Genomic DNA, 14,855 nt, shown 5'->3' on the forward strand with positions numbered 1-14,855 from the left:
GCGCCGCCGAGGCAGTGCGTGAATACTCCCGACCACGCGAACATCGCGCTGAAGGCGATGACCTCGAAGAGCGCGAGGTTGATGGTGGCCGTGACGAAGAGCCACGCCCCGGCGAAGAGGAACACGAAGACGAGAGACGTGGAGATCACGAGACGCTTCGGCAGACGGTGAAGCAGGAAGGGGGACGTGAGCAGGAGGGCCGCGAAACCCAGCACCATCATTCCGGCAACTTTGTCGTGCAGGTCTTTGTTGGTGTTCAGCGGAACGCAGCCCACGAGCGCCAGATTCACGCCGATGACCGTCAGGAAGAATGCCGCGGAGGTGGGTGCACCGCGACGGCCGGCCCGGCGTCCGAGCCGGCGCAGGTCACGACGAACCCGCACGGCGTAGACGACCACGAGCGATCCGCCGACCTTGAGCGTGGTGTTGAAGAAGGCGGCCGAGAGGTCGCCGAACGTGCCGAGCTGGCTGAAGTGCAGCTGCCACCACAGCGGGTCGCTCGTCGTGAGGATGGATGCCAGGATGCCGCCGACCAGGACGACGAGCACGAGACCGGCCAGGTGCATCGTGGGGATGTCGTCGAAACGGCGGGTGAGGCGCCGCGCGAGCGTGGGAAGGTCGGCAGAAGGGACGGCGGGGCGGACCGCAATGCTCATTTCGGGCACTTTCGTCGTGGACGGATCGGGCGTCCCCCCACACCGCGAGACCCCCAGCCCCCGTCGGCTCATTCGGGTTTGAGCCGAGGGGACGATGGTCCTCGGTCTCCCCGGCGGCGACGGAATCCGTCAAGGGAATCGTAACTTTCCGAGCGCCCTCATAGGAAAGGTCTTGCCTGCGAATTCCCCAGATCGTATGGCAAATTCCTTGTCCCCCAAATGGGGGACAAGAGCCTCATGCGCGGTAAGAAATGCCCCATTCACGACGCATTTCGCACCCCGGCTCCAGCGCGACGAGATCCACGCCGGACGCGAACGCATTCGACGGTGCGGTCATGGGTTCGATGGCGACTGCCAGGGAATTCCCGGGGTAGCGGTCGGTGGTGAAGACCTGCGTCCATTCGAAACCGGCGTCCTGCCACAGCTCGACGCGCCGACCGTCGGGTGCCGTGAGCGTGTGGCGGGCCCGACCGTCGGCATCGCGTTCCAGTCCTCGGTAGGCGTTGTCCAGCGCGACGTCGCCGAGACGTCGGCCCGCGCGGAGGTCGGTCGCCCCGCTCACCGATACCTCGTCGACGGGGAGCTTGCGGTCGTCCACGACGAGGGTCGAGGTGCCCGTGGAGTGGATCACCAGGTCGGCGGTCGCGACACCGCCGATCTGCAGATACGGGTGGATGCCGAGCGCCACCGGGGCCGTGTCGGCACCGACGTTCTCGATCACGTGCTCGACGTGCAGTCCGTCGGGGAGGAGGATGAAGGTCACCCGGGTGCGCAGGTGGAACGGGTAGCCGGTCTGCGGGACGACGTCGGCCGTCAGAACGAGCCGGTCGTCCGTGACCTCGACGGCCGTGTAGGAGCCGAAGCGCAGCAGCCCGTGGCTGGCGTTGCCGAAGGCCGGCTCGCTGAGGGCGAGCTGCCGTTCCACGCCCGCGAAGGAGTACCTGCCGTCACGGATGCGGTTCGGCCAGGGAACGAGCACGACCCCTGATGCGGCCGGAGTCGGAACGTCGTCCGCGTAGCGGGGGACGAGGTCGACGCCGTCGACCGTGAGCGCCCGGAGTGCGGCACCCACCTGGGCGATCTCGGCCGAGGAGCGGGGGCCTCGCAGATGGAAGCGGTGGCCGGTGGGATCGGCGGTCATGACGAGGCCTTTCGAGAGCGGGGCGGACGCTGCAACCAGGGTCGCAGGAGGCGTGTCACCCAGGGAAGGACCGCGTAGGTCATCACGGGCGTCAGGAGGAGAGTCGTGGCCAGCACGCGCAGCGGAAGAGGGATCTCGCCGAAGCCCGGCACGAATCCCAGCAGCCAGCTGGCGAGGAGGTTCGTCGGGAAGAAGCCGACCCAGATCGTCACGGCCTGTTTCCACCGGGGCGGAGCCGGCGGCACCGGCTGTTGCACGCTCTGGGTCGTGGCATCGGCCGGGGCGAGCACCGATCCGAATGCCGCGTCGAACCATCCCTCGATGCCCGTGCGGCGCTCGACGCGCTCCTCGCGGGCGAAGGGTCTGCCCGAATCCAGCCACCACCGCCGCTGCGACGACGTCTCCCACCCCTCGAGGGTGGCGATGTCGCGGAAGCGGTACAGCATGTACCAGAGGTCGCTGTCTTCGCCCGCGCGTACCCATCCCGAGCCGAGGAAGCCCGGGAAGGCGGTCGCGAGGTCGGTGCCGGCCTGCATCCAGGAGGTCGCTTCGGCGGTGCGCGTCGGGTCGATGCGCCGCTCGATCGCCACCGTGATGGGGTGGGCGTCGGTGTCTGCCATGCGTCCATCTTCGTGCAGGGAGGGGTGTCTCGCGCGGGCTGCGACGAGCGGCCGCCTCGGTTCCGTCGCTCGCGTAGAGCCTCGTCCCACTTATGGCGGAGCGTGTCCCACTTCTTGCCGTCTGAGCGCCGCCGAGGTGGCAACAAGTGGGACGAGCCTCGACGATATGGATGCCATTCCCAGGGGCTACCTGTAACGTGGTGAGGTCGGCTCTGGACACCGCACCGTGTGCGGATGGGTTTGTGAGTCCAAGGGGCCGATGGAGAGAACGCGATCGCGTCTCGACCATCACTAGTGAATGGCCCCCGGCCGACGGATGTCCGGGTTTTGCACCGCTGTACGGTGCCGCTGTTTCGCGCGAACAGAACCCAGAAGGACACCCCATGCCCAAGAACAAGAAGCCCGCCGGCGGTCGCGCCGCGAAGAACTTCGAGCCCCGCTACGGCGCGACGACGTCGTTCCAGGACCGCAAGCGTCGCCCCGGAGCGGATGCGCCCGCCAAACCCGGGAGCAAGAGCCCGAGCCACCGCGGCTACCGCGCTCCCGAGGCCGACGCCGCCCCCGCCAAGCGCCGCTGGTCCGCGCAGGACCGTGTCGGTCGTGACGAGGCCCGCGGCATCCGCAGCCAAGCCCGCGGCGATGACCGCTACGCCCGTCCCGAGAGGGATGCCGCGCCCCGCAGCCGCGACGAGCGTCCCGCGCGTTCGTTCGATCGCGATGAGCGTCCGCGTCGGTCGTTCGACGACCGCCCGGCGCGTTCGTTCGAGCGTCGTGATGACCGTCCGGCCCGTGATGACCGTCCGGCGCGTTCGTTCGATCGGACCGAGCGCCCCGCTCGGTCGTTCGATCGCACCGAGCGCCCGGCGCGTTCGTTCGAGCGTCGCGATGACCGTCCGGCTCGCGATGACCGGCCCGCGCGCTCGTTCGATCGCACCGAACGCCCCGCGCGTTCGTTCGACCGCAGCGACCGTCCGGCCCGTGACGACCGTCCGGCGCGTTCGTTCGATCGGAACGACCGGACCGCGCGTTCGTTCGACCGCAACGACCGTCCCGCGCGTTCCTTCGAAGACCGTCCGGCCCGGTCGTTCGACCGCAGCGACCGTCCGGCCCGTGACGACCGCCCGGCGCGTTCGTTCGATCGCAGCGACCGCCCGGCCCGCGCCGAGCGCCCGGCGCGTTCGTTCGACCGCGCCGACCGCCCCGCGCGTTCGTTCGATGACCGCCCGGCCCGTTCGTTCGACCGCAGCGACCGTCCGGCCCGCGACGACCGCCCGGCTCGCTCCTTCGACGACCGCCCGCGCCGCGACGACCGCCCGGCTCGCTCCTTCGACGACCGCCCGCGCCGCGACGACCGCCCCCGCCGGACCGACGGCCCCAACCGAGCCGACTGGAACGCCACGCCGAAGCGTTCGGCCGAGCACGAGCAGCGCGTCGACGTCGTCCACGAGCGCCTGCAGGCCGAGGCCGTGGACGCGACGACCGTGACCGGCGCCGGCTTCGCCGAGCTGGGCCTGGGCGACAACATCGTGCGCGCGCTCGCCGGTCTCGGCGCCGCGAACCCGTTCCCGATCCAGGCGGCCACCGTGGCCCCGATCCTCGAGGGCCGCGACGTCCTCGCGCGCGGCCGCACCGGCTCGGGCAAGACGATCGCGTTCGGCGCTCCGCTGGTCGAGAGCATCCTGCGCGCCCAGGCGGGCAAGAAGCGCGAGTTCGGTCGTGCGCCGAAGGCGCTCATCCTCGCCCCGACGCGCGAGCTCGCGCTGCAGATCGACCGCACCGTGCAGGTGATCGCGCGCAGCGTCGGTCTCTTCACGACGCAGGTCTACGGCGGCGTGCCGCAGGCGCGTCAGGTGGGTGCGCTGAAGAAGGGCGTCGACATCGTCATCGGCACCCCCGGCCGCATCGAGGACCTGTTGAACCAGGGCAAGCTCGACCTCTCCGAGGTGAGCATCGCGGTCCTCGACGAGGCCGACCACATGTGCGAGCTCGGCTTCCTCGAGCCCGTGCAGCGGATCCTCCGCGCGACGGCCGAGGGCAGCCAGAAGCTCCTCTTCTCGGCCACGCTCGACCGCGAGGTCGCGGCGCTCGTCGACGAATTCCTCGTCGACCCGGCCGTCTACGAAGTCGCCGGGGAAGACCAGGACTCGGGCACCATCGAGCACCGCGTGCTGGTGATCGACCACCGCGACAAGGCCGAGATCCTCGGCTCGCTCGTCGACCGCGAGGGCAAGACGCTCGTGTTCGCCCGCACCCGCGCCTACGCCGAGATGCTCGCCGAGCAGTTCGACGAGGCCGGCATCGCGGCGGTCGCCCTGCACGGTGACCTCAACCAGCAGAAGCGCACCCGCAACCTCGAGAAGCTCACCTCGGGCCGCGTCAACGTGCTCGTTGCCACCGACGTCGCCGCCCGTGGCATCCACGTGGACGACATCGACCTCGTCATCCAGGCCGACGCACCCGACGAGTACAAGACGTACCTGCACCGCTCGGGTCGCACCGGCCGTGCCGGTCGCCGCGGAACCGTCGTGACCCTCATCACGCGCCAGCGTCGCCGTCGCATGACGGAGATGCTCGAGCGTGCCGAGATCGAGGCGCCGTTCGAAGAGACGCAGCTCGGTGACGACGTCATCGAGGAGCTGGCCGGCCGCCAGCTCGCCGACGTCACGTCCTGAGCCGGTCTCGAAAGCCCCGTCCGCCGCGTGCGGGCGGGGCTTTCGCGGTTTCAGAACAGGGTGGGCTCGCTCGCCGGTGCGACGGAGGGGCGAGCGGATGCCGCGGACCCGGTCGTGCGCACCGGTCCGAGCCGCGGCGTCGTCGCGGTACGGTCGGCGAGCCCCGGCTGCGGTCGGCCGCGCGGGTGGTCGTCCTCTTCCCAGCCGTCGAGTCGGTGCAGGCGCAGCAGGGGCTGGACGCGTTTGCCGAGCCAGCGACGGTACGCCTGCGGCGCTTGCACGGATACACCCGGATAGAGGCCGCGGTAGGACGAGATCAGCTCCGGGTGCTCGCGCTCGAGCCACTGCAGGAACCACTCTTTCGCTCCGGGCCGGAGGTGCAGCGCTCCGTACACGACCCGCGCCGCGCCGGCGGCCCGGATGCGCCCGAGGGCATGGTCGAGAGCCTCGATCGAGTCGGTGAGGTGGGGGAGGATCGGCATGAGGAAGACGGTCACGCGGAACCCCGCCGCCGTCGCCGCGCGCACCGTGTCGAGGCGTGCCTCGGCGGTGGGCGTCCCCGGCTCGAGCGAACGCTGCAGGGCGTCGTTGAACACGGCGATCGACATCGCGAGCGTCACGCGGACTTCTTTCGCCGCGTCGGTGAGGAGCGGGAGGTCGCGCCGCAGGAGCGTGCCCTTCGTGAGGATCGAGAACGGGGTGCGGTTCTCGGCGAGCGCGCCGATGATGTCGGGCATCAGCCGGTAGCGTCCCTCGGCGCGCTGGTAAGGATCGGTGTTCGTCCCGAGCATCACGGGTTCGCGGGCCCACGACCCGCGCCGCAGTTCGCTCCTCAGGACGTCGGCGACGTTCACCTTCACGACGATCTGCGAGTCGAAGTCGGCTCCCGAGTCGAGGTCGAGGTACTCGTGGGTCTTGCGCGCGAAGCAATAACCGCACGCATGACTGCATCCTCTGTATGGGTTCACCGTCCAGTCGAATGGCATCGCCGAAGCGCCGGGCACGCGATTCAGGGCGGTCTTCGCGACAACCTCGTGGAAGGTCATCCCCGCGAACTCCGGGGTGGTGACCGAGCGGACGAGACCGTCCATACGCTCCATGCCGGGAAGCGCCGACGTGTCATCGACGCCGAGCTTCTGTCCCTGCCATCTCATCCCTCAATGGGAACATGTGTTCGAAGAAATGGCAAGCGAAGACGGCGTCAGTTAGAAGACATGGACTCCCGACCTCCCAGGAGCAGCCTTGTCAGCGCCGCGCCGGATGACAGCAGGTCGTCGAGCGAGGCCGACAGGTCGTCGTCGAGGGGGAGATCGTCGCCCCGGAGCGCCGCTCGCAGAACCGTGCGGCGCACGAGTTCCTTGGCGAACGATCCGGTCGTCCCTTCGGCTCGTTCCGCCGCGGCATCCAGGGCCTCCGGGGAGAGGGGCAGGCTGCCGGCGTAATGCTGGAACAGGCGGCGGCGCGCGGCGACATCCGGGAGGGCGATCTCGACACCGAGGTCGACGCGGCCCGGGCGGGCGGCGAGGGCTTCCTCGAGGATCTGCACGTGATTCGTCGTCATGACGAAGGCGATGTCGGCATCCGCCTCCAAGCCGTCGAGGGCGTCGAGCACGTCGAACAGCACCGGCTGGGGCGAGTACGAGCGGTCGGCGGCGACGAGGTCGATGTCTTCGAGGACGACGAGCGCGGGCGCGAAGGTGCGCGCGATCTCGGCGGCGGCGGTGACGAAACGGACGCTTGAGCCGGTGAGCACGACGGCGGTCGTCCCCGGCGTGCGCGACAGCAGGTGGCGCACCGTCAGCGTTTTTCCGGTGCCGGGCGGGCCGTACAGGAGCACGCCGCGCTTCAGGTGCTGTCCCGCGGCGCGCAGGACGTCGCGCTGGTCGCCGATGCCGACCACGTGATCGACGATCTTCTCGAGCACGCCGTCCGCGAGCACGACCTCGTCGGCGTCGACCGAAGGGCGGGGAAGGAACGTCGCTCCCGCCTGCGAGCCGTACTCGGTCGGTGCGAAGGACAGAACCTGGCCTCGCACCACGCTCCGCTCGACCATGAGGCGTCGGATCTCCGCGAGGGCCGCGCTGGTGGCATCCGGGTCGGGTCCGAAGAGTTCCAGCCGCGCGGTGGGAGGCATGGCGTTCGCCGTGCTCGCCCGCTGCACCACCGCGAGGGGACGGCCGTCGAACGTCAGCAGCCGCACGCCGAACGCGACGACGCGGCGCTCGGTGCCGGGCCCGATCGCCCGCGTCTCGTACGAGATCGGACCGGGCGTGAAGCGACCGTGCGTCGAGGTCAGCAGATCGGATGCCGAGAGGTGCCACCGCTGGTCCCCTCCGGTCACGCCGATCACCCGCCCGTCGCCGGCGGCGCTCAGCTCGTCCAGCGCGATGTCCGCGTCGACGTACCGGTGCAGCGACACCGACTCGGTCGTGACGGGCACGGTCGTGACATCCACTCCCAAGTGGGCCGAGATGACGTCGGCCAGCTCGCTGCTCCGGTGCACGTTGTCGTCGGTGGCCACCAGGTGCACGTGCTCCAGGTAGCGGTAGACGGTGCGCAGAATCTCCCGGTCGTCGTCGTCGATCATCATCGCCCCCCGTTCGCCCCAACCCTCCCAGCCTGCCTGGGCAGGCGCGGCCCGGCAACCGGGGATTCGCTGCGCGTCCGTGCGTCCCCTCGACCGAGGCGGGTGGCCGGGGGAGAATGGATGCAGTGACGTCCTTCGATCCCGAGCTGTCGCCTCGACGCGCCGCGCGCGCCGAGGTCGAACGACGGGCGACGGCTGCGGTCTCGGTGGTCACTCCCGACGAGATCGCCGAACCCCCGATGTCGCGACGGCGGCACCGCGCGGCCGCGGCCTCCGCGGCGCCCGGCGCACGCGTGAGGTGGGCCTCGCAGCCACGTTCCGTACGCCGTCTCGTGGCGGCGCTCGCGTTGACGGCGACCGTCGTGGCTGCCGGAACCATCGCCGTCGCCGCGGCGGTCGGAAGCGCCCCCGCCCCTGTCGCTGCACCCGAAGCTGCGGCAGTGATCGCCGGCCCGCCGGCGGTGCCCGCCGAAGGATTGCCCGTGCCGGTGATCGCGGAAGCCCCGGCTCCCGCGAGCCCCTGCGACAACCCCGCGGTCACGTCGGCCCTGGCATCCGGGGACGATGGTGCCGCGATCGCCGCGGTCGGTGGCGGGGAGGCGTTCCGTTCGGCCGTGGCATCCGGGATCGCCCCGTGCATCTCGTTGTCGGACCCGAACCGGCAGTGGGTCGTGGTGAACAAGAAGCGTCCCTACGAACCCGTGGATTACTGGCCCGGAGACCTCGTGATGCCCGACGGCGTGCGCGCGCTGAAGGAATCGGGGCTGCGCCGACAGGCCGCGGATGCCCTGTCGTCCCTCGTCGGGGCGGCGAAGGACGCGGATGCCGGCGAGATCGGCTATCTCAGCGCCTTCCGCTCGTACGCGAACCAGCAGTCGACGTACGCCGGACGCGTCGCGGTCGGCGGAGTCGAGACCGCCGATCGTGAGAGCGCACGGGCCGGCTTCAGCGAGCATCAGTCGGGGCTCACGGTCGACATCGTGCCCTGCAACCGATCGTGCGGCACGCTCGACGACGTCGCCGGATCGAGCCAGGGCGCGTGGGTCCGCGACCACGCGTGGGAGTACGGCTTCATCACGCGGTACGTCGAGGGGCGCACCGACGTGACCGGATACGATCCCGAGGCGTGGCACCTCCGCTACATCGGTCCCGAACTGGCGAAGGCCTACCACGACGGCGGCTACACGACGCTGGAGGAGTTCTTCGGTCTCCCGGCGGCGCCGACGTACTGACCCGCGTCACACCACCACGAACACCGCCGCCGACGCGGCCCAGAACGCGAGCACGAACACGCTGTCGCGGCGACGCCACGGGACGAGGTGGCGTTCGGTCCGGTCGGGGTGGGCGCCGAACGCCCGCGCGTCCATGGCGAGGGCCACGCGCTCGGCGTGACGGATGCCGCCGGCCAGCAGCGGCACGACCGTCCGCATCCACCGCATCGGGGCGAACCCGCCGACGCCGCGCACCCGGTGCGCCTGTCGGATGATGTCGAGTTCGCGCCCGAAGCGCGGGACGAAGCGGATCGCGGCGAGCGCCGCGTATCCGATGCGATACGGCACCCGCAGCTGTTGCACGAGCGCCCGGACCAGGTCGGGGCCGGTGGTCGTCAGGCCGCCGATGAAGGCGAGCACCATGATCGCGGCCAGCCGCAGTCCCGTGGCCAGCCCCGTGGTGAGAGCGTCGTCGGTGAGAGTCCACGACCCCGCGCGCACCACCTCGGCACCGCCCCCGGACGCGTCGACCCACAGTGCGAAGCCCGCGGCGACGACGACCACCGCGAGCGGCACGACGACGCCGAGCAGCACGAGGAGCCGCGCCGACCATCGCGCGCCGATCAGCAGGACGAGGGACGCCAGTCCGAGGAATGCCGTCGGGGTCGCGAGATCGCGCGCGAAGACGAGCGCGACGATCGCGGGCAGAGCCGCGGCGATCTTCGCGAGCGGATTCAGCCCCAGAAGGAACGGCGCCCGGGTGGGCGAGAGCGCGACGGCGGTCATCCCTCGCCCCCCGGGAGGTCGCGCAGGCGCGTGATCGAGGCGAGCTCCGGATGCCGCTGGAGTCCGGCGAGCGCCCGGCGCAGGGGCGGAACGCCCAGGCCGGTGCGCTCGAGCAGCGGCACGTCGGCGAACACGGCAGGGGTGGGAGCGTTCGCGACGAGGCGCCCGGCATCCATCACCACGACCCGGTCGGCGTGCTCGGCGACGAGCTGCAGGTCGTGCGTGACCACGATGATCGTCGTCCCGCTCGCGCGGAGGTCGTCGAGCATCGCGAGCAGCTCTTCGGCGCGGGCGCGATCCTGCCCGTACGTCGGTTCGTCCAGCACGAGAACCCCCGCCCCGCCGACGAGCGCGGTGCCCACCGAAAGCCGGCGCTTCTGGCCGCCGGAGAGGAGGAATGGATGGGCGTCCGCGCGGTCCCGCAGGCCGAATCGAGCGAGCATCTCGTCGACGCGGGCGCGCACTTCGCTCTCGGGGAGCCGCAGCCGACGCAGGCCGTGGGCGAGTTCGTCGAACACCGTCGTCGTGACGAACTGGTGCTCGGGATTCTGGAACACGAACCCGACGTGGCGCGACAGCACCCGCGCGGGGAGGCGTCGCACGTCCCGTCCGTCGATCGCGACGGTTCCTCGGGGTGGGCGCCGCACGCCGGCGATCGCCTGAACGAGCGTCGTCTTCCCCGCACCGTTGGGGCCGACGACGGCGACGAACTCGCCCACCGATACGTCGAGGTCGACGTCCTGCAAGACGGTCGAGCCGCCGCGCGTCACCCGCAGGCCGCGCACGCGCACGACCGGCTCGCCCATCGGTCGCGTCTGCACGGGGCCGGGGACGGATGCCAGGGCGGGCGGCGCCGCGGCCTCGAGCTCGGTGCGCAACTCATCCGGTGTGAGGGGCAACCGCGCGAGCACGTACCCGGCGCGGCGCAGCCGCAGCGCCGCGAGGGTCGCGGTCGGCAGCCACACGCCGAGCGCGTGGAGCTCCTCCGCCCGCCCCCGCAGCACCTCGTCGACGCCGCCGTCCGCGACGACACGGCCCTCGCTGTCGAGGGCGACGACCCGATCGACCAGGTCCACCGCGGCATCCAGGTCGTGCTCGATCAACACGATCGCGCGGTCTCCCGCGGCGACCACGTCGCGCAGCGCCGCGTAGACCTCTGCGACCCCGGCCGGATCGAGGCTCGCGGTGGGCTCGTCGAGCACGAGGAGCGGGGATGCCATCGCCAGCGCACACGCGATCGCGAGACGCTGCCGTCCGCCGCCGGACAGCACGTCGGGCGAGTCGTCGCGCCGGTCCCACAGCCCGACGCGACGCAGCGCCGCCTCCGCCCGTGAGAGCACCTCAGCCACGGGGAGCCGGAGGTTCTCGGGACCGAAGCACACTTCGTCGAGCACTGTGCCGGTGATGAGCTGCGCATCGGGGTCTTGGAACACCATCGCCACGGTCAGGGCGAGCTCCGAGACCGGCGAGGTCGCGGCGTCCCGGCCCCCCACGATCACGGTGCCGGTGACATCGCCCGGGACGGCATGGGGGATGAGTCCGTTCATGGTCATGGCCAGGGTCGACTTCCCCGACCCGCTCGGGCCGAGCACGAGCACCACCTCGCCCGGTCGGACGTCGAAGCTCACATCGGCGGGCGTCGGGCGGTCGGCCTCGAGGTGGGTGACGCCGACGTTCCGCAGGCGCAGCAGCGCATCGATGTCCGCGCGGGGCGTCGCGGCGGTCGGGTGCGGGTGGGTGGTCACGGATGTCCTGTCGGCGAGGCATCCAGTCTATTTAGGTAGGCCTAACCACCGCCGGGCGGCGTCTCGACGTCGAGGAGCCCGGATCCTGCGCTCTGGACGGCCGAATTGCGCGAACGGTACATTCGAGATTCCTCCGCCCGAACGGACGATCTCGTGACCGGTCTCTCCCGCCGTCAGTTTCTGCACGCCACCGCCGCCGCTGCCGCCGCGACGGGGCTCGGGTTCGACGTGCTCGCGCCGCAGCTCGCGCGTGCAGCGGCACCGTCGGCGGACATCCCCTCGACGCTCCTGCAGACGATCCGTCGGGGCGCGATCCTGTCCGGGAAGTACCGCACCCTGACGACCGGACCGGGCGAACCATACGTCCCGCGCATCGACGTCTTGCGGCGCTCGCCGTCTCCCGCGCGCACGAAGGCCCGTCGTTCGCTCCTGTACCTCGGACACCTGTCCGACCTGCACGTCATCGAGGCGCAGTCGCCGGGACGCATCGAGCCGATGATCGTGCAGAACCACTCGGCATGGGGCTCGGCCTTCCACCCGCAGGATCCGCTCAGCCCGCACGCGACGGCCGCGATGGTGCAGGCCTTCTCGGACGCCCGGTACAGCCCGCTCACGGGAGCGCCGATGAGCGCGGCCATCGTCACGGGCGACAGCGCCGACATGCACTCGCACCTCGAGTTGCGCTGGTACATCGACCTCATGGACGGCCTCGCGGTCGACCCGGCCACGGGCGGCCCGACGTGGCAGGGAGTCCAGGCGTGGAGCGAGGCGACGTGGGCGTACCGCCCCGGGGACCCGAGCGGCGGCGACTTCGGCGACTACGGATTTCCGCGCCTGCCGGATCTTCTCGCGCAGGCCATCGCGCAGCCGGTGACGTCGGTGGGACTCCCCGCCCCCTGGTACGCGGTCTATGGCAACCACGACACGCTCCTGCTCGGAACGTTCGACATCAGCCCGCAGCTGCGAGCGCTCGCCGTGGGCGCCCGGAAGTCATACACCCTGGATGCCACGACATCCACGGCCCTCGAAGGATGGGCCGCAGGGACGAGCGTGCTCGCCCAGGCGCTCGCGTCGCTGGGGCTGGCGTCCGGGGGCCCGGGGTTCAAGGAGGTCGCTGCCAACCCGGATCGGTACCTGTTCGAGCAGCGCGACTTCATGGCCGAGCACTTCCGGACGCAGCCCACGCCCGGACCCGTCGGGCACGGCTTCACCGCGCACAACCTCACGTCGGGTGAGACCTGGTGGCAGGCCGACCTCAGCCCCCGCGTCCGCGCGTTCGGGCTCGACACCTGCAACGCTGTCGCGGGCCCCGACGGCGCGGTGCCCGAGTCGCAAATGCAGTGGCTGCGCGCGCAGCTCGAGATCGCGCAGCGCGACCAGGTGCTCGCGCTGATCTTCAGCCACCACAACAGCCTCACGCTCGAGAACCGCGCCACTCGCCCCGGCGCGGACGAGAAGCTCTACGGCGCCGAGGAGCTCGTCGCGATGCTGCTGGAGTATCCCGTCGTCGTCGGGTGGCTCAACGGCCACACTCATCTGAATCAAATCCTCGCCCACACGAACGCGAAGGGCGGCTTCTGGGAGATCACCACGGCGTCGTGCATCGACTTCCCGCAGCAGCAGCAGGTGGTCGAGATCGTCGACAACCGCGACGGCACGCTGTCGCTGTTCACCACCGTTCTCGACCACGCCTCCCCCGCGATGCCGGGGAACTCGGGCTCGGTCGCCGACCTGGCGTCCCGCAGCCGCGAGCTCGCCGCCAACGACTGGGCGGAGACGCCGCTCATGCGCCGGGGATCGCCGCTGGACCGCAACACCGAGCTGCTGCTGCCGGCGCCGTTCGACCTCTCGGTCATCACCGATGCGCAGCTGGAAGCGCAGCACGTCGCCGAGCGGGCACGGATCCTCGCGTACGAGAAGGAGCGGGGGCTGTGAGGCGCGTCCGCGCGGCGGCGGCGCTTCTGGCGGTCGTGGCGTTGTCGGGCTGTTCGCAGGTCGCGGCGATCGCCCCCGTCGGCGGCAACCACCTCACGGAGGTCCGTTTCGCGACGATCGACGTGCTGCAGCAGAAGGGCATAGCCCTGGAGCAGGTGCCGATCTGCACGCGGGCCTCCGACGGGGCGATCTCGTGCGAGGGGACGACGGCCGACGGCGCTGCGGTCTCCGCGGCCTCGTCGGCCGGCGACCCCGACAGCTTCACCGTGACCGTCGGGTCGGAGACGGTGTTCTCCGGCAGCGTCAGCGCCGTGATCGATCAGGCCGCGGGAGTCGCCCCGTGAGGCGCGCGCTGCTCGTCACGGCCGTGGTTCTGGCGAACGCCGTGATCCAGGCGCTCTGCGTCCTGCCGGGCGCGACCCCGGCCGCCGCGCCGCTCTTCGTCGCGCTGCTCACCGCGTCCGTCGTGACGCTCGTGGCCGCGGCGACGGGCGTCGTCGTCCTGGTGGGCGGCCCCGGCGCCCGCGGGGGGCGTTCACTCGCCGCCGTGGCGCTCGCGCTCGTGATCGTCGGGGCGCTCGCCGTGGTGTCGTCGACGACTCTCCTCCCGGCGCTCCTCGTCGCCTTCGTGTTCGCGGCGCCCGCCGGTACCCCGGATGCCACGGCGTGGAGCGGTCTGCGCGCGTTCCTCTGGCATCCGGTCCGGGCGATCCTGCTCGCGGTGCTGACCCTCCTCGCGATCGTCGTGGTCGCGATCGCCGCGCTGCTCCTCGGGCTGTTCGTCACCGGCGGGCTCGGATCGTTCGTGACGTGGATCGTGGTGGGCGCGCTCGCCGCGTTGCTCGCGCGGGCGTGGGCGCGGCTCGCGGTGCGGCCCCGGCGTACCCGCTAACGCCGCGACAGTCCGCGCGCGACCCCGGCGCCTCGGAGTCCCGAGCCGATCCCGATGCCCGCGGCCGTCCACGCGACCGGCCCGAGCACCGCGATGACGAGCGAGGCGACCTGCGCCCACGGAGCGAGGGCGCCGAGGTGCGCCGCGAACCACACCGCGGCGGCCACGACGAGCCCGATGATCACGGCGGAGACGAAGAATCGGGCGCTCGCCCACACGCGGTATCGGGTGAGCGCCGCGACACCCTCCTGGATGCCACCGAACAGCACCGCGGTCCCGAGGAAGCGCAGCGTCCACTGCGGCGCCATCGCACTCGCGACGAGAGCCGCGAGCAGATGGGTGAGCAGCGCCACCCACGGCCGGCGGACGACCTGCTGCGCGATGATCCCGGGGAGGACGTGCGACCCGAGCACGAGGCCGTACGCCCACGGTGCGGTGGCCAGGACGACGAGGGTGAGCCATCCGGCCGCGCCCCCGAGAATGCCCGTGCCGACCCCGATCGCGGCGCAGATCAGAAGCACACGGGTGGACAGACGGGATGCCGACGACACGGGCTCAGCGTATCGCGGCACGACTGTCGTCGCGGCCTCGCCGACTGTCCACGACACGC

Annotated in this window: 12 protein-coding genes and 1 pseudogene; 5 read left to right on the top strand and 8 right to left on the bottom strand. The window is 71.3% G+C overall.

Translation table 11 applies throughout. From position 1 onward, the window contains the following. Window positions 1–32 precede the first annotated feature (32 nt). The 3 genes and pseudogenes from ABC271_RS02360 to ABC271_RS02370 form a co-directional block, all read right to left on the bottom strand. A pseudogene (locus ABC271_RS02360) lies at window positions 33–728 on the bottom strand (DUF998 domain-containing protein); the annotation flags it as partial. A gap of 163 nt (window positions 729–891) precedes the next feature. Then, window positions 892–1,797, bottom strand: coding sequence for an aldose 1-epimerase family protein (locus tag ABC271_RS02365; RefSeq protein WP_412923314.1), 906 nt, complete (start codon window positions 1,795–1,797; stop codon window positions 892–894). After that, window positions 1,794–2,417 (bottom strand): antibiotic biosynthesis monooxygenase, encoded by a 624-nt coding sequence (locus tag ABC271_RS02370; protein ID WP_412923315.1) that lies wholly within the window; start codon window positions 2,415–2,417, stop codon window positions 1,794–1,796. Before ABC271_RS02370 ends, ABC271_RS02365 begins: the two co-directional genes overlap by 4 nt. 383 nt (window positions 2,418–2,800) lie before the next feature. Between ABC271_RS02370 and ABC271_RS02375 the strand changes: the two genes are divergently transcribed. Continuing rightward, window positions 2,801–5,089 (top strand): DEAD/DEAH box helicase, encoded by a 2,289-nt coding sequence (locus ABC271_RS02375; protein ID WP_412923316.1) that lies wholly within the window; start codon window positions 2,801–2,803, stop codon window positions 5,087–5,089. A gap of 50 nt (window positions 5,090–5,139) precedes the next feature. Here ABC271_RS02375 and ABC271_RS02380 read toward each other — a convergent pair whose 3' ends face one another. Both ABC271_RS02380 and ABC271_RS02385 read right to left on the bottom strand, forming a co-directional pair. Then, window positions 5,140–6,243, bottom strand: coding sequence for an Rv2578c family radical SAM protein (locus ABC271_RS02380; protein WP_412923317.1), 1,104 nt, complete (start codon window positions 6,241–6,243; stop codon window positions 5,140–5,142). Window positions 6,244–6,290: 47 nt separating this feature from the next. After that, complete coding sequence (locus ABC271_RS02385; protein WP_412923318.1) at window positions 6,291–7,679, bottom strand: AAA family ATPase; 1,389 nt, start codon at window positions 7,677–7,679, stop codon at window positions 6,291–6,293. Between the two features lie 122 nt (window positions 7,680–7,801). Between ABC271_RS02385 and ABC271_RS02390 the strand changes: the two genes are divergently transcribed. Next, the gene (locus ABC271_RS02390) at window positions 7,802–8,908 is read left to right on the top strand and encodes a M15 family metallopeptidase (RefSeq protein WP_412923319.1); all 1,107 of its coding nucleotides are present in this window, start codon (window positions 7,802–7,804) and stop codon (window positions 8,906–8,908) included. 6 nt (window positions 8,909–8,914) lie between these two features. Here the strand turns inward: ABC271_RS02390 and ABC271_RS02395 are convergent, their stop codons facing one another. Together ABC271_RS02395 and ABC271_RS02400 are read right to left on the bottom strand one after the other, a co-directional pair. Beyond that, a complete protein-coding gene (locus ABC271_RS02395) occupies window positions 8,915–9,673 on the bottom strand; it encodes an energy-coupling factor transporter transmembrane component T (RefSeq protein ID WP_412923320.1) in 759 nt (252 codons plus the stop codon). Continuing rightward, window positions 9,670–11,418 (bottom strand): ABC transporter ATP-binding protein, encoded by a 1,749-nt coding sequence (locus ABC271_RS02400; protein WP_412923321.1) that lies wholly within the window; start codon window positions 11,416–11,418, stop codon window positions 9,670–9,672. The genes ABC271_RS02395 and ABC271_RS02400 overlap by 4 nt, the downstream gene beginning before the upstream one ends. A 153-nt stretch (window positions 11,419–11,571) precedes the next feature. Here ABC271_RS02400 and ABC271_RS02405 point away from each other — a divergent pair, with 153 nt between their 5' ends. Genes ABC271_RS02405 through ABC271_RS02415 form a run of 3 tightly spaced genes read left to right on the top strand, consistent with a single transcriptional unit; the run spans window position 11,572 to window position 14,245 of the window. Further along, window positions 11,572–13,353 carry a TIGR03767 family metallophosphoesterase gene (locus ABC271_RS02405; RefSeq protein ID WP_412923322.1) on the top strand — a complete coding sequence of 594 codons (1,782 nt, stop codon included), beginning with the start codon at window positions 11,572–11,574 and terminating at the stop codon, window positions 13,351–13,353. Continuing rightward, entirely contained in the window at window positions 13,350–13,697 is a 348-nt protein-coding gene (locus ABC271_RS02410) for a hypothetical protein (RefSeq protein ID WP_412923323.1), read from the top strand. The genes ABC271_RS02405 and ABC271_RS02410 overlap by 4 nt, the downstream gene beginning before the upstream one ends. Continuing rightward, a complete protein-coding gene (locus ABC271_RS02415; protein WP_412923324.1) occupies window positions 13,694–14,245 on the top strand; it encodes a hypothetical protein in 552 nt (183 codons plus the stop codon). The genes ABC271_RS02410 and ABC271_RS02415 overlap by 4 nt, the downstream gene beginning before the upstream one ends. Here ABC271_RS02415 and ABC271_RS02420 read toward each other — a convergent pair. Further along, window positions 14,242–14,796 (bottom strand): ECF transporter S component, encoded by a 555-nt coding sequence (locus ABC271_RS02420; RefSeq protein WP_412923325.1) that lies wholly within the window; start codon window positions 14,794–14,796, stop codon window positions 14,242–14,244. The genes ABC271_RS02415 and ABC271_RS02420 overlap by 4 nt on opposite strands. Window positions 14,797–14,855 lie beyond the last annotated feature (59 nt).

The organism is Microbacterium canaveralium (genome assembly GCF_047238045.1).
Classification (GTDB): domain Bacteria; phylum Actinomycetota; class Actinomycetes; order Actinomycetales; family Microbacteriaceae; genus Microbacterium.